The 18,357-nt window shown below is 63.5% G+C and carries 16 protein-coding genes; 8 read left to right on the forward strand and 8 right to left on the reverse strand.

What is annotated here, in order from left to right; translation table 11 throughout:
* Positions 1 to 9 precede the first annotated feature (9 nt).
* Positions 10 to 1,395, forward strand: coding sequence for a glutamine synthetase family protein (locus B5V02_RS15335; protein WP_111545423.1), 1,386 nt, complete (start codon positions 10 to 12; stop codon positions 1,393 to 1,395).
* Positions 1,396 to 1,413: 18 nt separating this feature from the next.
* Here the strand turns inward: B5V02_RS15335 and B5V02_RS15340 are convergent, their stop codons facing one another.
* The 4 genes from B5V02_RS15340 to B5V02_RS15355 form a co-directional block, all read right to left on the reverse strand.
* Positions 1,414 to 2,673, reverse strand: a complete 1,260-nt coding sequence (locus B5V02_RS15340) for a glycerate kinase type-2 family protein (RefSeq protein WP_111544969.1) — start codon at positions 2,671 to 2,673, stop codon at positions 1,414 to 1,416.
* Positions 2,670 to 3,173 carry a heme-degrading domain-containing protein gene (locus B5V02_RS15345; RefSeq protein ID WP_111544970.1) on the reverse strand — a complete coding sequence of 168 codons (504 nt, stop codon included), beginning with the start codon at positions 3,171 to 3,173 and terminating at the stop codon, positions 2,670 to 2,672. Before B5V02_RS15345 ends, B5V02_RS15340 begins: the two co-directional genes overlap by 4 nt.
* A 210-nt stretch (positions 3,174 to 3,383) precedes the next feature.
* A complete protein-coding gene (guaD, locus tag B5V02_RS15350; protein ID WP_111544971.1) occupies positions 3,384 to 4,697 on the reverse strand; it encodes a guanine deaminase in 1,314 nt (437 codons plus the stop codon).
* Position 4,698: 1 nt separating this feature from the next.
* On the reverse strand, positions 4,699 to 5,916 hold the full coding sequence (locus B5V02_RS15355) for a urate hydroxylase PuuD (protein ID WP_111544972.1): 1,218 nt from the start codon (positions 5,914 to 5,916) through the stop codon (positions 4,699 to 4,701).
* Positions 5,917 to 6,054: 138 nt separating this feature from the next.
* On the opposite strand from B5V02_RS15355, the gene B5V02_RS15360 reads away from it, so the two are divergent.
* The 3 genes from B5V02_RS15360 (at position 6,055) to B5V02_RS15370 (ending at position 9,382) form a co-directional block, all read left to right on the forward strand.
* The gene (locus B5V02_RS15360) at positions 6,055 to 6,975 is read left to right on the forward strand and encodes a LysR family transcriptional regulator (RefSeq protein WP_111544973.1); all 921 of its coding nucleotides are present in this window, start codon (positions 6,055 to 6,057) and stop codon (positions 6,973 to 6,975) included.
* A 122-nt stretch (positions 6,976 to 7,097) separates the two neighbouring features.
* Complete coding sequence (locus B5V02_RS15365; protein WP_111544974.1) at positions 7,098 to 8,114, forward strand: LLM class flavin-dependent oxidoreductase; 1,017 nt, start codon at positions 7,098 to 7,100, stop codon at positions 8,112 to 8,114.
* Positions 8,111 to 9,382, forward strand: coding sequence for an LLM class flavin-dependent oxidoreductase (locus B5V02_RS15370; RefSeq protein WP_111544975.1), 1,272 nt, complete (start codon positions 8,111 to 8,113; stop codon positions 9,380 to 9,382). The genes B5V02_RS15365 and B5V02_RS15370 overlap by 4 nt, the downstream gene beginning before the upstream one ends.
* Positions 9,383 to 9,395: 13 nt before the next feature.
* On the opposite strand, the gene xdhC is transcribed toward B5V02_RS15370, so the two are convergent.
* The 4 genes from xdhC to uraH all read right to left on the reverse strand — a co-directional run bounded on the left by xdhC (position 9,396) and on the right by uraH (position 14,691).
* The gene (gene xdhC, locus B5V02_RS15375) at positions 9,396 to 10,415 is read right to left on the reverse strand and encodes a xanthine dehydrogenase accessory protein XdhC (RefSeq protein WP_111544976.1); all 1,020 of its coding nucleotides are present in this window, start codon (positions 10,413 to 10,415) and stop codon (positions 9,396 to 9,398) included.
* 62 nt (positions 10,416 to 10,477) lie between these two features.
* Positions 10,478 to 12,832, reverse strand: a complete 2,355-nt coding sequence (gene xdhB, locus B5V02_RS15380) for a xanthine dehydrogenase molybdopterin binding subunit (RefSeq protein WP_111545424.1) — start codon at positions 12,830 to 12,832, stop codon at positions 10,478 to 10,480.
* The gene (gene xdhA, locus B5V02_RS15385; RefSeq protein ID WP_111544977.1) at positions 12,832 to 14,313 is read right to left on the reverse strand and encodes a xanthine dehydrogenase small subunit; all 1,482 of its coding nucleotides are present in this window, start codon (positions 14,311 to 14,313) and stop codon (positions 12,832 to 12,834) included. Before xdhA ends, xdhB begins: the two co-directional genes overlap by 1 nt.
* 3 nt (positions 14,314 to 14,316) lie before the next feature.
* Complete coding sequence (gene uraH, locus B5V02_RS15390) at positions 14,317 to 14,691, reverse strand: hydroxyisourate hydrolase (RefSeq protein WP_111544978.1); 375 nt, start codon at positions 14,689 to 14,691, stop codon at positions 14,317 to 14,319.
* 203 nt (positions 14,692 to 14,894) lie between these two features.
* Between uraH and puuE the strand changes: the two genes are divergently transcribed.
* The 4 genes from puuE to B5V02_RS15410 are packed head-to-tail and all read left to right on the forward strand — an operon-like array spanning position 14,895 to position 18,280.
* Positions 14,895 to 16,313 (forward strand): allantoinase PuuE, encoded by a 1,419-nt coding sequence (gene puuE / locus B5V02_RS15395; protein ID WP_111544979.1) that lies wholly within the window; start codon positions 14,895 to 14,897, stop codon positions 16,311 to 16,313.
* Positions 16,314 to 16,323: 10 nt separating this feature from the next.
* Positions 16,324 to 17,187: a bifunctional allantoicase/(S)-ureidoglycine aminohydrolase gene (locus B5V02_RS15400; protein ID WP_111544980.1), complete on the forward strand. Its 864-nt coding sequence runs from the start codon at positions 16,324 to 16,326 to the stop codon at positions 17,185 to 17,187.
* Positions 17,184 to 17,690, forward strand: coding sequence for an ureidoglycolate lyase (locus tag B5V02_RS15405; protein ID WP_111544981.1), 507 nt, complete (start codon positions 17,184 to 17,186; stop codon positions 17,688 to 17,690). The genes B5V02_RS15400 and B5V02_RS15405 overlap by 4 nt, the downstream gene beginning before the upstream one ends.
* A complete protein-coding gene (locus tag B5V02_RS15410) occupies positions 17,687 to 18,280 on the forward strand; it encodes a nucleoside deaminase (protein WP_111544982.1) in 594 nt (197 codons plus the stop codon). The genes B5V02_RS15405 and B5V02_RS15410 overlap by 4 nt, the downstream gene beginning before the upstream one ends.
* The last annotated feature ends 77 nt before the right edge of the window (positions 18,281 to 18,357 follow it).

Below are 18,357 nucleotides of genomic sequence, written 5' to 3' on the forward strand. Positions count from 1 at the left end.
GGACAGATCATGACCTCACCTTCGGGCTCGACGCCCACCGAGGCGCAAGCCTTTCTCGACGCCCATCCCGAGATCGAAGCCTTCGATATCGTGCTGACCGACGCCAATGGCGTCGGCCGCGGCAAGATCGTGCGCCGGCATGAGCTGAAAAGCATCTTCGAGGGCGGCCGGCATATGCCGATCTCGATCCTCGGCCTCGACATCACCGGCGAGGATGTGCACGAAACCGGTTTGATCTGGACCACTGGCGACGGCGACCTCAGGGCATGGCCGATCCCCGGCACGCTAGTACCGCTCTACGGTACAAATCCGCCGCGCGGCCAGCTGCTGATGGCGATGTATCACCTCGACGGCCAGCCAATGTCGTCGGATCCGCGGCTGGCGCTGGCACGGCAGGTCGATATCCTCGCGGCCAAGGGTCTTTATCCCGCTGGCGCCTTCGAGCTGGAATTTTTTCTCCTGGCCAATGAGCGCGACGCCGACGGCAAGGTGCAGCCGGCGCGCGCCGTGCTCGACGGCCGTGTCTCGGGCAAGACCGAAGTCTATTCCGTCGACCATCTGCACGGCATGGAGCCGCTGTTCTCCGACATCTATGCGGCGGCCAAGGCACAAGGCATTCCGGCCGAGACGGTGATTTCCGAATATGCGCCCGGCCAGTACGAATTGACGCTGAACTACCGCAAGGACGTGATGCGGGCGGCCGACGATCTGGTCATGCTGAAGCGGCTGGTGCGGGCGCAGGCGCGCCGCCACGGCGTCACCGCCTGTTTCATGGCCAAGCCGATCGAGAAATATGCCGGCTCGGGCATGCATTTCCATGTCTCGCTGCAGGACAAGGCCGGCCGAAACGTCTTCGCCGAATCTGGCGGCGAGAGCTGGTCGCTGCCGCTGCTGCAGGGGCTCGGCGGCCTGATCCAGACGATGGCCGAATCAATGCTGGTGTTTGCGCCACACGCCAATTCCTGGCGGCGCTTCGTGTCGCAATCCTATGCGCCAGTGGCGCCGACCTGGGGCGTCAACAACCGTTCGGTGGCACTGCGCGTGCCGGCGGGCGATGCGAAAAACCGGCGCATCGAGCACCGGCCATCGGGCGTCGACGCCAACCCCTATCTGATCGCCGCGACGGTGCTGGCCGCCATCATCAAAGGTCTCGATGAAGGTCTCGATCCTGGCCCGGAAACGACAGGCAATGGTTATGAGGCAGCGATCACGCGCACGACGATGCCGGTCGACTGGCGCGCCGCGATCGAGGCGGCGAGGGCGTCGAGCTTCCTGAAGGGCGCGCTCGGCGAAGACCTGCACCGCACCTTCGTGGCTATCAAGCAATCCGAATACCTGCGCGTGGCGCGCACGGTCAGCGAACTGGATTATCACCTCTATCTGCACGAGGTGTGAGCCAGATCGCCGACAGGTTCAGCGGATCAGGATCGCCCTGAGATCGTTGACATTGGTTCCCGTCGGGCCGGGCACGAAAAGATCGCCGACGGCATAGAAGGCCGTCCAGGCATTGTTGCCCGCAAGCATCGCCTTGGCGTCCACACCCGCCGCCCTCATGCGCGACACGGTCGAGCCGTCGGCGAAGGCGCCGGCATTGTCCTCCGAACCGTCGATGCCATCGGTGTCGGCGGCCAGCGCGTGGATGCCGTCCACGCCGTTGATACCAATGGCGAAGGCGAGCAGGAATTCCGAGTTGCGGCCGCCTTTGCCCTTGGCGCGCAAGGTCACTGTTGTTTCGCCGCCGGACAGGATCAGCACCGGCTTGGGGAATGGCCGGTTGCGCATCGCCACTTCGCGCGCGATGGCCGCATGGACGCCGCCGACCTCGCGCGCCTCACCCTCGATGGCGTCGGAGAGGATGACGGCTTCGACGCCTTGCCGCTTGGCTTCCGCCGCCGCCGCTTCAAGCGACACGCCGGCCGAGGCGATCAGATGCACCTCATTGCGTGAAAAGCGCGGATCACCAGGGTTTGGTGCATCGGCGGCCGGCGCGTTGATATGCGCCATCACCGCAGCCGGCAGCTTCATGCCATAGACTGCGATCGACGCCAGCGCGTCCTCGCGGCTGCCGGTGTCGGGGACGGTCGGACCGGAGGCGACCAGGGCAGGATTGTCGCCGGGAATATCGGAAACGACCAAGGACACCACCCTGGCCGGCCAGGCGGCGGCCGCCAGCCGGCCACCCTTGATGGTGGAAAGATGCTTGCGGATGGTGTTCATCGCCGCGATCGGCGCACCGGAAGCGAGCAGCGCCTCGTTGACGGCGATCTCGTCGGCCAGCGTCAGGCTGCCGGCAGGCGATGGCAAGAGCGCCGAGCCGCCGCCGGAAATCAGTGCCACGACCAGATCGTCGGCTGTCAATCCCTGTACCTTGGCGAGCAGGCGTTGCGAGGCTTCAAGGCCGGCCGCGTCCGGCACCGGATGCGCCGCCTCGATGATCTCGATGCGCTTGCAGGTCGCGCCATAGCCGTAGCGGGTGACGACCAGCCCTTCGATCGGGCCGTCCCAGACCTTCTCGAAGGCCGCCGCCATCTGCGCCGAGCCTTTTCCGGCGCCGATGACGATGGTGCGGCCCTTGGGCTTCGCCGGCAAATGATCCCGGATGGTTCGCCGCGGATCGGCGGCGGCGACGGCCGCGTTGAAGATGGAGGTCAGGAATATCTTCGGATCGCTCATTTTGCTTCCGGCGGCAGCGCGAGCTCTCGCCCATTGATGCCCAAATGGTTGCACAGCGCCTCGACAACGACGCCATGATCCTGGCGCTCCGGTAGGCCTGAGACGGCGATCACACCGATGACACCGGCACCCTTGACCGTGACCGGGAAACCACCGCCGGCCAGCACATAGTCAGCAATATCCAGCCCTTCGCCGATCTTGAAGGTGCGATCGGGGCGCTGCTGTTCCAGCACCATGCGGTAGGTGCTTTTCAAGAACCGCTTGACGACATTGATCTTGCGCCGCGCCCAGTCCGGATTGGAAGCGTTCGAACCCGGCATCGCGGCATAGAACAGCGGCCGGTCGAAGGTCCTGATGTCGACGATAACAGGCAGGTTCTCAGTCAGCGCCCGGTCACGGATGGCCGAACCGATCTTGAAGGCCACAGCCTCATCGAAGGCGGGAAAGACAAGGATCTCTTCCTGTCTCTTGATCAGTGCGATGTCGTCAGCAACGGCCATGTCGTTCCCCTGTCAACTTCGCCGCACGCTTTGACCGATGGCCGCCGCCGGGTCAAGCGTCGCAGACGGAAGGTATGTTGAGATTCAGGTGAGGCCGAGTCGAAAATGGTGGCTTCCGAGAACCGGAGCGGAGCGTACTTGAAGTACGTGAGCACCGGAAGCGCAGGGAGCCGCCATTTGCAGACCGGCATCGCCTGAATCTCAACATGCCTAAATCGCCATATCGGTCTTGGCCGCCCGACCCGCGACATAGACCTCGCGCACGGCGCGATCGTCGCCCAGCGTCTGCAAGAGAAACAGTTCCTGCGCCAGCGTCTCGACCGTTTCCATCCTGAGCCGCATCGCCGGCGTCGGCCTGGCGTCGAGCACGACGATGTCGGCGTCGCTGCCTTCATCCAGCGTGCCGATCTTGTCCACCACCGACAGCGCTTCGGCATTGCCGCGCGTCATCTGCCAGAAGGACTGGAACGGATTGAGCTTCTCGCCGTTCAGCGCGATCACCTTGTAGCCCTCGTCCATAGTGCGCAGCATGGAATAGTTGGTGCCACCGCCGACATCGGTGGCAGCTGCCATCCGGAACGGCTTGTCGCGGCGGCGAAAGCGCTGATAGTCGAACAGGCCAGAGCCGAGGAACAGGTTCGAGGTCGGGCAGAACACCGCCACCGAGCCGCTGTCCGACAGCGCATCCGCCTCACGATCCGACAGGTGGATGCAATGGCCGAACAGGCTCTTTTTCCCCAGCAGCCCGTAATGCTCGTAGACGTCGGTGTAGTCGCGCGACCACGGATAGAGTTCTTGCGTAAAGGCGATTTCGGCGTGGTTCTCCGACAGATGCGTCTGCATATGCAGGTCGGGATGTTCGCGGCACAGCGCGCCGGCCATCTCCATCTGCTGCGGCGACGAAGTGATGGCGAAGCGCGGCGTGATCGCATAGTGCTGGCGCCCCTTGCCGTGCCATTCCTTGATCAGCGCCTTGCTGTCGTCGTAGCCGGATTGCGGCGTGTCGAGCACGCCGGCGGGCGCATTGCGGTCCATCATCACCTTGCCGGCGATGTTGAGCATGTTGCGGTCATGCGATTCGGCAAAGAAGGCCTCGGCCGACGCCTTGTGCACCGAGCAGTAGGCGGCCACCGTCGTGGTGCCGTGGCGCACCATCTCGTCGAGGAACAGCCGCGCGATGCGGCGGCCGTGCTGAGCGTTGGCGAACTTCGTCTCTTCCGGAAAAGTGTAGGTGTTCAGCCAGTCGAGCAGTTCGGCGCCATAGGAGGCGATGATCTGCATCTGCGGGAAATGCACATGCGCGTCGATGAAGCCCGGCAGCAGCAGATGCGGCCGATGGTCGATCTTTTTTACTTCCTCGCCGGCCTGTTTCTCGACGTCGGCGTAGGCACCGGCGGCGACGATCCGGCCGTCGCGGATCAGCAGGCCGCCATCCTCCTCGTAGCGCCAGGCGGAGTGGTCATCGATGGTTTGCGGCCAGCGCACGAAGGACAGCGTGCGGCCGCGCAGAAGTGTCGAGGTCATGCTATTTCCCTGCGCCTTCGAACCAGGCCACCAGCAGCGCCCGTTCCTTGTCGGTAATCTGCGAGACGTTGGCCGGCGGCATGGCGTGGCTGCGACCGGCCTGCAGATAGATCTCGCGGGCATGGTTGGCGATGTCGGCGTCGGTGTCGAGCATCACGCCCTGAGGCGCGTGGTAGATGCCCTCATAGACCGGCTCCGCCGCGTGGCACATCGAGCAGCGGCCGAGCACCGTATCGCGCACGGCCGGGAAATGCACCGATGCGACGTAGACCTGGGCGGCGGCGGAAGTCTTGGGTTCGCCGGTCAGCACCTTGGGTGCGGTCGACAGCCAGATGATGATGATGAACAGCACAAGGGCGCCCAGCCAGGTCCAGGTCGGGTTGCCCTTGCGGGCATGAACGCTGTTGAAATAATGCCGGATCAGCACCCCGATGATGAACACCAGCGAGGCGATGACCCAGTTGAACTGCGTGCCAAACGCCAGCGGGTAGTGGTTCGACAGCATCAGGAACAGCACCGGCAGCGTCAGGTAGTTGTTGTGCAAGGAGCGCTGCTTGGCGATCTTGCCGTATTTCGGATCGGGCTTGCGGCCGGCGATCAGGTCGGCAACGACGATCTTCTGGTTGGGGATGATGACCATGAAGACGTTGGCCGACATGATCGTCGCGGTGATGGCACCCAGATGCAGGAAAGCGGCACGGCCGGTAAACAAATGGGTGAGCCCCCAGGCGATGAACACCAGCACGCAGTAGAGCACCAGCATCAGGCCGGTGTCGCTTTTTCCCAGCGGCGAACGGCACAGAAGATCATAGACCACCCAGCCGACGCCGATCGTCGCCATAGACAGCAAGATGCCGACCGGCACCGACATTGGCAGCACGTTGGGATCGATCAGGAACAGATCGGCTCCGGCATAATAGACGACGCACAGCATGGCGAAGCCCGACAGCCAGGTGGCGTAGGATTCCCATTTGAACCAGGTCAGGTGCTCGGGCATCTCGGCCGGCGCCACCAGATATTTCTGGATGTGGTAGAAGCCGCCGCCATGCACCTGCCATTCTTCGCCAAAGGCGCCGACGGGCATGCCCGGACGCTGGCGCAGGCCGAGATCGAGCGCCACGAAATAGAAAGACGAGCCGATCCAGGCGATGCCGGTGATGACATGCAGCCAACGCACGGCGAAGCTCAGCCAGTCCCAGAAAATCGCGAAATCCATCATTGAAGTCGTCCCTGCCGATGACGCGACTTTACGGTGTCGCGCGCAAACGGAAAGAGGCGAGGTGTGCGATGACTTTCAAAAAAAAATGGAAAATACTACAGTCGTTGCACGCAGCTGGATGAAAGCCACGAAATCCGCATGGCCTATCTCGACAACATCGCCGTCTTCGTTCGCGTCGTCGAACTCGGCAATCTGTCGGCGGCCGGCCGCGACATGCGCATCTCGCCGGCGGTCGCCTCCAACCGCATCAAGGAGCTGGAGAAGCATCTTGGCGTGCGGCTGTTCAACCGCACCACACGGCAATTGATGCCGACCGAACATGGCACGGTTTTCTATTCGGGCGCCAAACAGGTGCTGGAGGCGATCACCGAAGCGGAAGCCGCCGTTTCCGCGCTGTCCGGCCAACCGCGCGGCACCATCCGCGTTACTGCACCCTTGGGTCTCGGCCGCCGGCTGGTGGCCTCCGGCATTCCCGATTTCCACGACAAATACCCTGACATCGAGGTGCGGCTGAGGCTCTCTGACCACAATGTCGACATCATGAAGGAAGGCATCGACGTCGCCTTCCGGCTCGGCATCATCGAGGATTCCAGCCTCAGGATGCGCGGCATCATGGAATGCGAACGCGTGCTGGTGGCGGCGCCGAAATATCTGCAAGCGCGCGGCGAACCAATGGAGCCGCAGGAACTCATCGGCAAGAAGCACGACTGCCTGATGCTGCGTTACTCCGGCGCGCGCGAATATGTGTGGACGCTGCAGACCCCCACCGGCCCGCAGAAATTCGAGGTGCACGGACCCTACGACACCGACGATGGTGACGTGCTGACCGGATGGGCGCTGTCCGGGCGCGGCATCATCAACAAGCCGCGCTTCGAGGTCGAGCCGTTCATCCGTGACCAGCGGCTGAAGGTGATCCTGAGCAGCACGCCACCAACGCCGGTGCAATTCGCCGCCGTCTATCCGCACAAGAAGCTGCAGGACCCCAAGGTGCGGCTGCTGCTCGACTTCATGGCCGAGCGCTGCCAGCGGCTGATCAACGACCTGCTTGCTGGCAAATAGGGGCTGGCCGGCAAGTGATGGCTGGCCGGCAAGTGACCGGTAGTTGGCCCAGCGCCAGCGGTTGCCATCGCTGGATGAGGCGAACATAGTTCCGATGGTATTTCGTCTTGCAGGGACCATCGATGGACAACGGCGCCACAATGCATCTTGCCGTTTCGCCGTTTCCGGGAACCGCAGAGCCATCGTCCGGGGCCGAGCCGGACTTCAGCCATCTGGCGCGGTTTGTGCAAAGGGCAGAAGCGGCCGGGCTGGATATGGTGATTTTCGCCGATTCCGCGCCGGCTTCCGGCAGCGATGCTGCAAACAGGCAGATGCCCTTCGAAGCGACGACCATGCTGGCCGCACTGGCCACGGTGACAAGCAGGATCGGCCTGGTCGCCGCGGCCTCGACGGTCGCTCACCAGCCCTACAATCTGGCCCGCCGTTTCGCCTCGCTCGACATCATCAGCCATGGCCGCGCCGGCTGGAACGCGACCATGGCGCAAGCGCCACGCGAAGCAGCCAATTTCAGCCGGCCGGACGGATTTTCCGGCGACGATTTTCGCCGCCGCACGGAGGAATATATCGGCATCGTTCAAGGTTTGTGGAACGGCTGGGATGCGGACGCTCTCAAGTTCGACAAGAGCGACGGACGCTTCCACGATCCCGAAAAGATGCACCTGCTCGACCACAAGGGCGAATTCTTTTCGGTGCGAGGACCGCTGAACGTAGCGCGGTCGCCGCAGGATACGCCGGTGCTGGTGCTGTCCGGTCTATCAGACATGGATATTGCCGCCCGCACCGCCGATGTCATCCTGCTGGAGGACGGGCCACTCGAGAGCACGAAAGCCCGGTATGACGATCTCAAACGCTGCGTTGCTGCCTGCGGACGCGACCCGGGCGCCGTGAAGGTGCTGATGAATGTCTCGCCCGTCACCCATGGTACCGCCAAGCCGACCGTCGCCGACAGCATGGAAAAACAATTCCGGTCGAAAAGCTGTGACGGTTTCAACATGTTGATGCCGGCTCAGCTTTCGGCGCTCGACAATTTTGTCGATCTGGTTTTGCCGGCGCTGCGGCAGCGCGGCCTGTTTCGAGAAAGCTATCGCGGCGCGACGTTGCGCTCGCATCTCGGGCTGATGGTGGGAGGCGCAGCATGACCGCCGCTCCCCGCCAGATGAAGCTCGGCGCCTTCCTGTGGGCAACGGGCCACCATATCGCCGCCTGGCGCCATCCCAAGGCACATGTGACGGCCGGCATCGACATCGACCATTACATCCAGCTGGCGCGCATAGCGGAGGCAGCGAAGTTCGACATGATCTTCTGCGAGGACGCTGCCGGCCTGCGCGAAGCCAATGTCGGCATCGCCAGCCAGACGTCGCGCTCGATCGGTTTCGAGCCGATCAGCCTGCTTTCGGCGCTGGCGGCCCAGACCAGCTACATCGGTCTCGTTTCGACGGCCTCGACAAGCTACAACGAGCCCTACGGACTGGCGCGGACCTTCCTGTCGCTCGACCATCTGAGCGGCGGCCGGGCCGGCTGGAACCTGGTCACCTCGGCCAGTCCCATCGAGGCCGCCAATTTCGGCTCAACCGGATTGCGCCCGCATGCCGATCGCTACGAGCGGGCACGTGAGTTCGCCGAGGTGGTCACGGGGCTTTGGCGCGGCAAGCCCGGCGGGGCTTCCGGTTCCGGTCATGATGGCCAGAGCTTTTCCGTGCGCGATGCGCTTGACCTGCCGCGTTCGCCGCAGGGCGCACCGGTGATGGTTCAGGCCGGCGCTTCGGATGTCGGACGCGACCTTGCCGCTCGCACCGCCGATGTGGTGTTCACGGCGGCGCAGACTTTCGAGGAAGCGAAGGCCTTCTACGACGATCTCAAGGGGCGTCTGGCGGCCTATGGACGCGAGCCGGACGACATCAAGATCATGCCCGGTGTCGCGCCCGTGGTGGCTGAAACCACGACGCAAGCTCAGGAAAAATACGAGGAGTTGCAGGAACTTATCCCCGACGATGTCGGCGTTGCACTGCTGTCCAGCTATCTCAGCATTTCCGATCTATGGCGCTATCCGATCGACGGGCCGCTGCCGGAACTGCCGCCCAGCGAAGGCATGCAGAGCCGGCAAGCGCTGGTCATCGAGCAGTCACGTCGCGACAACCTGTCCATCCGCCAGCTGGCGCGGCATTTCGCTGGCGCGCGTGGTCATTGGCGCATCGTCGGAACGGCGGCCCAGGTCGCCGACGAGTTGCAGGCGCGGTTCGAAGGCAGTGCGGCCGACGGCTTCAACGTCATGCCCTCATATTTCCCCGGCGAACTCGATGCCTTTGCCACGCTGGTCGTGCCGGAACTGCAGCGGCGTGGCCTTTTCCGCAAGCACTACGAGGGCCGCACGCTGCGCGACCATCTGGGTTTGAAACAACCGGTGTAGCCGTGACGTAAACTTAGCCGGCCATGGCCTTGCGGCGCGAGGCCTGGTTGGCGGTTGATGCTGCGGCGTACCCAACCAGCGCCGTCATGATCTCGGCGGCCGCGAGCGCTGCGATGACAGGCGGGCGCTTGTCCCTCACGGCATCGCCGCCGATCGGCGAGACGAGGCGGGCAAATTCCGCTTCGCTGCCGTCCGCCGATTTGAGGAACCAGTTCTTGAACGTCGCCTTCTTGGTCTTCGAGCCTATCATGCCGACATAGGCCGTGTCGTCACGCTTCAACGCTTCGGCGACGATCAGGAAGTCCAGCGCATGGTCATGGGTGAGTATGGCGAAAGCGCTGCCGGCGGGTGCATCGCGCACCATCACCTCCGGTATCGGCGTCAACCGCGTCTCAACGGTTTCCGGCATGCCTTCCAGCGCCTCGGCCCGCGTCTCGATGACGACGGCGTGCACGGGAAGAAGGGCCACAGAGGAGGCCAGCGCCTGGCCGACATGGCCGCCGCCGAAGATATAGATATAAGGCAGTTCAGCCTCTTCGGTTTCCGCCGCTGCGACCAGTTCGGCTGCCAGCGCGCTATCGACGAGCCGGATCAACACTTCGACACGTCCGCCGCAGCATTGACCGATCTCGGGTCCTAGCGGCACGTCGAGGGTCGCGCAGAGTTCGTCAACTTCGATGCGGGTCTCTTTGCCCTCCCCCTTGTGGGGAAGGTCGGACGACGGAGTCGTCCGGGGTGGGAGTTCTGGGAACGCCGCTCCCCCACCCCGTTTCGCCAACGCCGCTTCGCGGCGTCGGCTCACGGACCTTCCCCACAAGTGCGAGGGGGAAGACCCTAGCATCTGCCGTGCCTTGTCGATGGCCATGTACTCGAGTTGGCCGCCGCCGATCGTGCCAAAGATCGACGCTTGGGAGACGAGCATGAAGGCGCCCTTCTCGCGTGGCGTCGAGCCTTTGGTGCCGGCCACTTCGACTAGGGCAACCCGGCCGGCATTGCCAAGAAAGGCTTTCAGGCTTTGCGCTTTCGAGTTCATCTTTCGCGTTCCCTAATGGGAAATGTAGGCTTTTTCGGCCTGAATTGCACGTCTCGCCGGTTTCAGGCGCCCGCTTTGACCTCGTTCTTCAGCCGCTCGATCGCCATCAGTACCCGTTCCGGCGTTGCCGGCGCATCGAGACGCGGACATGTCCTGTGATCGGCGACGCTGGCCACCGCGTCCGACAGCGCGTGCAGCACCGACATGCCGAGCGGGAACGGCGGTTCGCCGACCGCCTTGGAGCGATGGATCGTCGGCTCGCTGGTTTCCGGCCAGTCGGCCAGCGTCACGTTGAAGATCTTCGGTCGGTCCGAGGCGAGCGGGATCTTGTAGGTCGACGGCGCATGCGTGCGCAGCCGGCCATTGCCGTCCCACCAGAGTTCCTCGGTCGTCAGCCAGCCCATACCCTGGATGAAGCCGCCCTCGATCTGCCCGAGATCGATGGCGCGGTTCAGCGAGCGGCCGGTCTCGTGCAAGATGTCGGTGCGCTCGACCATGTATTCGCCGGTCAGCGTGTCGACCGAGACTTCCGAGCACGAGGCGCCATAGGCGAAGTAGTAGAAGGGGCGGCCTTCGCCCTTGTCGCGGTTCCAGTGGATCTTTGGCGTTTTGTAAAAGCCCGCCGCCGAAAGCTGGATACGGGCCATATAGGCCTGTTTGACGAGGTCAGCGAAGGCGATCTCCTGGTTGCCGATGCGCACCCGGTTGGGCAGGAACAGCACCTGGTCGCGCGGCACCTGATATTTTTCGGCGGCGAAATCGGTCAACCGATCCTTGATCTGGCGAGCGCCATTCTGCGCCGCCATGCCGTTGAGGTCAGAACCGGAGGACGCTGCCGTGGCCGAGGTGTTCGGCACCTTGCCGGTCGTCGTCGCGGTGATCTTCACCTGATCGAGATCGATCTGGAACTCTTCCGCCACCACCTGCGCCACCTTGACGTAGAGGCCCTGCCCCATCTCCGTGCCGCCATGGTTCAGATGCACCGAACCATCGGTGTAGACATGCACCAGCGCGCCGGCCTGGTTGTAGTGCGTGGCCGTGAACGAGATGCCGAACTTGACCGGCGTCAGCGCCAGGCCACGCTTGATGAAACGGCTATTGGCATTGAAGGCCGATATCTCGCGCCGCCGCCGCGCATAGCTGGAGCTTTGCTCAAGCTCGGCAACGATGCGCTGGATGATGTTGTCCTCGACCGTCTGATGGTAGGGCGTGATATTGCGGTCGCTGGTGCCGTAAAAATTCTTCTTGCGGATTTCGAGCGGATCCTTGCCGACGGCGAAGGCAACTTCGTCGATGACGCGCTCGGCGCCGACCATGCCTTGTGGACCGCCGAAACCACGGAAGGCGGTGTTCGACACAGTGTTGGTGTAGAGCGGCGCCGACTGGGCATGCACCGCCGGCCAGAAATAGGTGTTGTCGCAGTGGAACAGCGCGCGATCGGTCACCGGACCTGACAGGTCCGAGGAGAACCCACAGCGCGCCGCGAACATGAAATCGATGCCGAGAATGTTGCCCTCGTCATCGAAGCCGACTTCGTACTCTATGAGGAAGTCATGACGCTTGCCGGTGGCGATCATGTCGTCGTCGCGGTCGGGCCGGATTTTCACGGCGCGATGGTGCTTTTTCGCGGCGATGGCGGCCAATGCCGCAAACTGGTTGCCTTGCGTTTCCTTGCCGCCAAAGCCGCCGCCCATGCGGCGAATTTCCACCGTGATGGCGTTGCTCGGCACGCCGAGCGCATGGCTGACCATGTGCTGGACTTCACTCGGATGCTGGGTCGAGGAATAAATGGTGACGTCATGGTCCTCGCCGGGCACGGCCATGGCGATATGGCCTTCGAGATAGAAATGCTCCTGACCGCCGACGCGCATCTGCCCTTTGAGCTGGCGAGGTGCGGCCTTGATCGCTGCCGCGGCATCGCCGCGCTTCAGGGTCAATGGCGGCGTGACCAGCTTGTCCTTCCGGGGATCAAGCTCGCCGATGTCGGTAACGAAAGCCAAATCCTTGTATTCAAGCTTGGCCAACCTTGTGGCGCGGCGCGCCTGCTCGCGGGTTTCGGCAATGACGCAGAAGATCGGCTGGCCGTAGAATTGCACCTTGCCGTCGGCCAGCACCGGCTCGTCGTGACGGCCAGTCGGCGAAATATCGTTTTCGCCCGGTACATCCGTGGCCGTCAGCACGTCGATGACCCCGGGGGCGGTGCGCACCGCCGACAGGTCCATGCTGGTGATGGTGGCATGGGTGGCAGCCGAAAGCCCAAGGCAGCCATGCAGCGTGCCGGCCGGTTCCGGCATATCATCGATATAGACGGCGGTGCCGTTGACATGCTTGTGGGCAGAATCGTGGCGTTGGTCGGTGGCGACACCGCCGGTGATCTTTTCAGCCCTAGGATTGGGGGTGGTGGCGTGCTTGTTCATCATGCCGCCTCATGCCTTGAAACCTGGATCGGTTTCCTGGTGCCGCTGGTCTCGGCGAAGAAGCGCAGCAAAAGGTTGCGCGCTGCCAGGGCGCGATACTCGGCCGAAGCCCGCATGTCGGTCAGCGGAGTGAAATCCTTGGCATATTCGGCCATCGCCGCCTCAACCGTCTGCTCGGTCCACGGCTTGCCTAGCAGCGCCTTTTCGACAGCCGACGCCCGCTTCGGCGTCGCCGCCATGCCACCATAGGCGATGCGCACATCGGCGACCGTGCCATCCTTGGCCAGCGTCAGGAAGAAGGCGCCGAGGGCTGCCGTGATGTCCTCGTCGCGGCGCTTGGTGATCTTGTGGACGGCGAATTTCGTGCCCTTGGCGGGAACAGGAACGTGCACCGCCTCGACGAACTCGCCCGATAGCCGGTCCTGCTTGCCATAGGCAATGAAGAAGGTTTCCAGCGGGATCGTCCGCCGCTTCTTGCCCTTGCGCAGCGTCAGGCGCGCGCCGAGCGCGATCAAGGGCGGTGGCGTATCGCCGATCGGCGAACCATTGGCGATGTTGCCGCCGATGGTGCCCATGTTGCGCACCTGTTCGCCACCGATGCGGTCGAACAGCGGCCCCAGCGTCGGGATGCGCTTGGCGAGCATCGAGAACGCCTCGGTGTAGGTGACGCCGGCGCCGATGGTGATGACGCCATTGTCTTCGGCAATGGTGCAAAGCCCGTCGAGATCGCCGATGAAGATCGCCGGCGAAATATCGCGCATGTGCTTGGTCACCCACAGGCCGACATCGGTCGAGCCGGCGACGATGGTGGCGCCAGGCTCCTTGTCCAGCACGGCGGCGAAATCGTCGACGTTGGCTGGCACGATCAGCCGCTTCTTGCCGGCGCCGATCTCGACCCGCGCGCCGTCACGCATGGCCTCCAGCCTTGCCGTAATCGCCTTGCGTTCCACCGCCAGCGGGTCTTTCGTCGCCTTGCCGTAGCTGGAAATGGCGCGGGCCGCGCGCATGATCGCCTCGTAGCCGGTGCAGCGGCAGAGATTGCCTTGCAAAGCCTTTTCGATGGCTTCATTCGACGGGTCTGATGATTTCATCCACAGGCCATAGAGCGACATGACGAAGCCCGGCGTGCAGAAACCGCATTGCGAGCCATGGAAATCGACCATCGCCTGCTGCACCGGGTGCAACTGGCCGGGACGGCCGCGCAGATGCTCGACGGTCACGACATGGGTGCCGTCCAGCGAGCCGAGGAAGCGGATGCAGGCGTTGACGCTTTCATAGACCAGCCCACTGGACGAGAGCTTGCCGACCAGCACGGTGCAGGCGCCGCAATCGCCCTCGGCGCAGCCTTCCTTGGTGCCGCGCAGCGAACGGTCGAGCCGCAGCCAGTCGAGCAAGGTCGCGTCTGATGCCATCGATGAAAGCACGACATCGCTGCCATTGAGAATGAAACGGATCTCGTTGCGGATGCTGACCTTGGCCATGCTTCAGCTCCCCCTGTAGGTCGAGTAGCCATAGGGCGAGACCAGCAGCGGCACATGATAGTGCACCGGTTCAGCCATGCCGAAGCGGATCGGTATCAAGTCGAGAAAGGCCGGTTTCGGCAGGCTCAACCCCTGCTGGCGCAAATAGTCGCCCGCGGCAAAGAGCAGTTCGTATTCGCCGGTGCGGAATTCCGCGCCGGCAAGCAGCGGCGCATCACAACGGCCGTCGGCATTGGTGACAACGGTCTTCAGATGTATCCGCGCGTCGCCCTCGAGGTGATAGAGCGCGATCGACAGCCCCGCCGCCGGCTTGCCGGTCGCCGTGTCGAGGACATGGGTCGTCAGACGCCCGCCATCGCCTATCGACGTTTCTGCCACTGGCCGCCTCCCATTTCCAATGTGAACGAACTGGCCCGGTACAGTCGAACATTACTGATGAATTGTGCGCCAATTAAAGGCGATGCATAAGTCCCGGTCGAGCGGAGTGCGACAAAAACACTTTCAAAAATTTTCGGGGGAATGCGCAAGCAGCCCTTTCGATATCCTGATCATACTTCGGGCAATGCCCCGCGGGAGGAACGATGCGTTACATCAGAGACATGCGCGGCTATGGAGCCAATCCGCCGGATCCGAAATGGCCGGGCGGTGCGCATGTCGCCGTTCAGTTCGTCGTCAACTATGAAGAGGGCGGCGAGAACTGCGTGCTGCACGGCGACAAGGCATCGGAAGCCTTCCTCTCGGAAATCGTCGGCGCCGCACCCTGGGTGGGCCAGCGCCACTGGAACATGGAATCGATCTACGAATACGGCGCCCGCGCCGGCTTCTGGCGGCTGCTCAGGCTGTTCACCGAGGCCGAGGTACCGGTGACCTGCTATGGCGTCGCCACCGCGCTGGCGCGCTCGCCCGACCAGGTCACGGCGATGCAGGAAGCCGGATGGGAGATCGCCTCGCACGGGCTGAGATGGATCGACTATCGCGACCACAGCGCCGAGGACGAGCGCCGCGACCTCGAAGCGGCGATCCGCCTGCATTATGAGGTGACGGGCGCACGCCCGACCGGCTGGTACACGGGCCGCACATCGATCAACACGGTGCGATTGGCGGCGCAAGAAGGCGGCTTCGCCTATGTGTCGGACACCTATGACGACGAACTGCCCTACTGGTTCGAGCATGAGGGCGGCACGCAGCTCATCATCCCCTATACGCTCGACGCCAACGACATGCGTTTCGCCACGCCGCAAGGGTTCAATTCGGGCGACCAGTTCTTTGCCTATCTGAAGGACAGTTTCGACACGCTCTATGCCGAGGGCAAGGCCGGCCGGCCGCGCATGATGAACATCGGCCTGCATTGCCGCCTCGTTGGGCGACCGGGCCGGGTGGCGGCGCTGAAGCGCTTCGTCGACTATGTGAAGTCGCACGACAAGGTCTGGCTGGCACGGCGCATCGATATCGCCCGTCACTGGCAAGAGAACCATCCCTATCGGCCGGCGGCACTCAGACCATCGAAGATGGAATTCGAGACGTTTGTTCACACCTTCGGCGGCGTGTTCGAGCATTCGCCCTGGATCGCCGAACGCGCCTACGAGCTGGAGCTGGGTCCGGCGCATGACACGTCGGGCGGCCTGCACAACGCGCTCTGCCGTGTCTTCCGTTCCGCCAGCGAGACCGAGCGGCTTTCAGTGCTCAACGCCCACCCCGACCTTGCCGGCAAACTGGCCAAGGCCAAACGGCTGACGGCCGAATCGACCAGGGAACAGGCGTCGGCCGGCCTCGACGCGCTGACCGACAAGGAGCGCGAACTGTTCTCCAAGCTCAACGCGGCCTATGTCACCACCTTCGGCTTTCCTTTCATCATCGCGGTGAAGGGAAAGACCAGGCAAGAGATCCTGGCGGAATTCGAGGCGCGCATCGGCAACGGCCGCGGCGTTGAATTCGAGACCGCCTGCAAACAGGTCGAGCGCATCGCGCTGCTCCGCCTCAAGGACATGCTTCCGCAATAGGTTTGAACCCATGGATACAATCAGGATGCCCGACCGAAGCTACTACGCGCCGCATGGCGGCCACCCCGGCCAGAGCGAGCTTCTGACCGGCCGCGCCGTCTTCACCGAGGCCTATGCCGTCATCCCCAGGGGGGTGATGCAGGACATCGTCACCAGCGCACTGCCGTTCTGGGACAAGACCCGCGTCTGGATATTGTCGCGACCGCTGTCCGGTTTTGCCGAGACGTTTTCGCAATACATTGTCGAGGTTGCGCCTGGTGGCGGCAGCGAGCGGCCGGAGCCCGATGCCGGCGCCGAAGGCGCCCTGTTCGTGGTCGAAGGCGAGTTGACCGTTCTGCTCGCCGGCAAGAAGCATGTGTTGCGGCCGGGCGGCTTCGCCTTCCTGCCGCCGGCCAGCGGCTGGACGGTTCGCAACGAGAGCAAGGCCGATGTCCGCTTCCACTGGATCCGCAAGGCTTACGACGCGGTCGACGGTCTCGACGCGCCGGAAGCCTTCTTCACCAATGAACAAGAAATCGCGCCAACGCCGATGCCCGGCACCGAGGGCCGCTGGGCGACGACACGTTTCGTCGATCCGGCCGATTTGCGCCACGACATGCACATGACCATCGTCACACTGGAACCCGGCGCGGTCATTCCCTTCGCCGAGACCCATGTCATGGAGCACGGGCTCTATGTGCTGGAAGGCAAGGCGGTCTACCGCCTCAACCAGGACTGGGTCGAGGTCGAGGCCGGCGACTATATGTGGCTGCGCGCCTTCTGCCCGCAGGCCTGCTATGCCGGCGGCCCGGGCAAATTCCGCTATCTGCTCTACAAGGACGTCAACCGCCATGCCAAGCTCGGCGGCGCCGGCATTGCAAGGCGGACGCCGTGACCCGCATCATCGCGCGGCCGCTGACCCGCGAAAACTTTGCCGCCTTCGGCGACGTCATCGACATGTGCGGCGACAACCACTACCCGATCAATGGCGGCAAGGCCGAGCGCTACCACGATCTCGCCACGGCGCAAGCGACAGGGCCGAACGCCCGCGTGCTGATCTCGATGGTGCGCGGCACGCCTTACGAATTGCCGCTGAAGCTGACCATGGTCGAGCGCCATCCCTTCGGCAGCCAGGCCTTCATCCCGCTGTCGCCGCGGCCGTTCCTGGTCGTCGTCTGTCATGACGGAGATGAGGGGCCAAGCGAACCGCACGCCTTCATCACCGCGCCCGGACAAGGCATCAACTATTCGCGCAACCTGTGGCATGGCGTGCTGACGCCGCTCGGTGAGGCGCAGGATTTCCTGATCGTCGACCGTGGCGGCGACGGCTCCAACCTCGAAGAATTCCATTTCTCGCACGCCTACGAAATCCATCTCCCCGACGAGAGCCTGCAATGACCGACACTTCGCTGATCGACCGCCTGCTCGACGTCATCGAGCACGACATCGTGCCGAAGACGGCAGCAGGCGTTGCCCACGGCAACAAGCTGTTCGGCGCGGCGATCCTGCGCAAGGACGACCGTTCGCTGGTGCTGGCCGAAACCAACAACGAGATGGAAAACCCGCTCTGGCACGGCGAGGTGCACTGCCTGAAGCGCTTCTACGAAATGCCGAAGGCCGAGCGCGTCGATACGAAAGACGCCATCTTCATCGCCACGCACGAACCCTGCTCACTTTGCCTGTCGGCGATCACCTGGACCGGCTTCGACAATTTCTACTATCTGTTCAGCCATGAGGATTCGCGCGACAGCTTCGCCATCCCGCATGATCTGAAGATCCTGAAGGAGGTCTTCACCCTCGATCCCGGCGGCTACAATGCCGAGAACGCCTATTGGAAGAGCTTTTCGATCCGCCGATTGGTGCGCTCGCTGCCGGAGGCCGAACGCCAGCGCCTGGAGACGCGCATCGGCAATATCTCGGCACGCTATGACGAATTGTCCGGCGCCTACCAGGCGAGCAAGGGCGACAACGACATTCCGCTGAATTGACGCGGATTGACCAGCCGAATTCGTCGGCTGGCCCACGACGCGATCCCATCGGCTCCATCATCTGGCGATCCTGGAGT

It is taken from the genome of Mesorhizobium kowhaii, from assembly GCF_003253745.1.
GTDB lineage: Bacteria > Pseudomonadota > Alphaproteobacteria > Rhizobiales > Rhizobiaceae > Mesorhizobium > Mesorhizobium kowhaii.

Coding starts and splice junctions, on each gene's coding strand:
- B5V02_RS15335 (WP_111545423.1), top strand. CDS start 10: ATGACCTCACCTTCGGGCTCGACGCCCACCGAGGCGCAAGCCTTTCTC.
- B5V02_RS15340 (WP_111544969.1), bottom strand. CDS start 2,673: ATGAGCGATCCGAAGATATTCCTGACCTCCATCTTCAACGCGGCCGTC.
- B5V02_RS15345 (WP_111544970.1), bottom strand. CDS start 3,173: ATGGCCGTTGCTGACGACATCGCACTGATCAAGAGACAGGAAGAGATC.
- guaD (WP_111544971.1), bottom strand. CDS start 4,697: ATGACCTCGACACTTCTGCGCGGCCGCACGCTGTCCTTCGTGCGCTGG.
- B5V02_RS15355 (WP_111544972.1), bottom strand. CDS start 5,916: ATGATGGATTTCGCGATTTTCTGGGACTGGCTGAGCTTCGCCGTGCGT.
- B5V02_RS15360 (WP_111544973.1), top strand. CDS start 6,055: ATGGCCTATCTCGACAACATCGCCGTCTTCGTTCGCGTCGTCGAACTC.
- B5V02_RS15365 (WP_111544974.1), top strand. CDS start 7,098: ATGGACAACGGCGCCACAATGCATCTTGCCGTTTCGCCGTTTCCGGGA.
- B5V02_RS15370 (WP_111544975.1), top strand. CDS start 8,111: ATGACCGCCGCTCCCCGCCAGATGAAGCTCGGCGCCTTCCTGTGGGCA.
- xdhC (WP_111544976.1), bottom strand. CDS start 10,415: ATGAACTCGAAAGCGCAAAGCCTGAAAGCCTTTCTTGGCAATGCCGGC.
- xdhB (WP_111545424.1), bottom strand. CDS start 12,832: ATGAACAAGCACGCCACCACCCCCAATCCTAGGGCTGAAAAGATCACC.
- xdhA (WP_111544977.1), bottom strand. CDS start 14,313: ATGGCCAAGGTCAGCATCCGCAACGAGATCCGTTTCATTCTCAATGGC.
- puuE (WP_111544979.1), top strand. CDS start 14,895: ATGCGTTACATCAGAGACATGCGCGGCTATGGAGCCAATCCGCCGGAT.
- B5V02_RS15400 (WP_111544980.1), top strand. CDS start 16,324: ATGGATACAATCAGGATGCCCGACCGAAGCTACTACGCGCCGCATGGC.
- B5V02_RS15410 (WP_111544982.1), top strand. CDS start 17,687: ATGACCGACACTTCGCTGATCGACCGCCTGCTCGACGTCATCGAGCAC.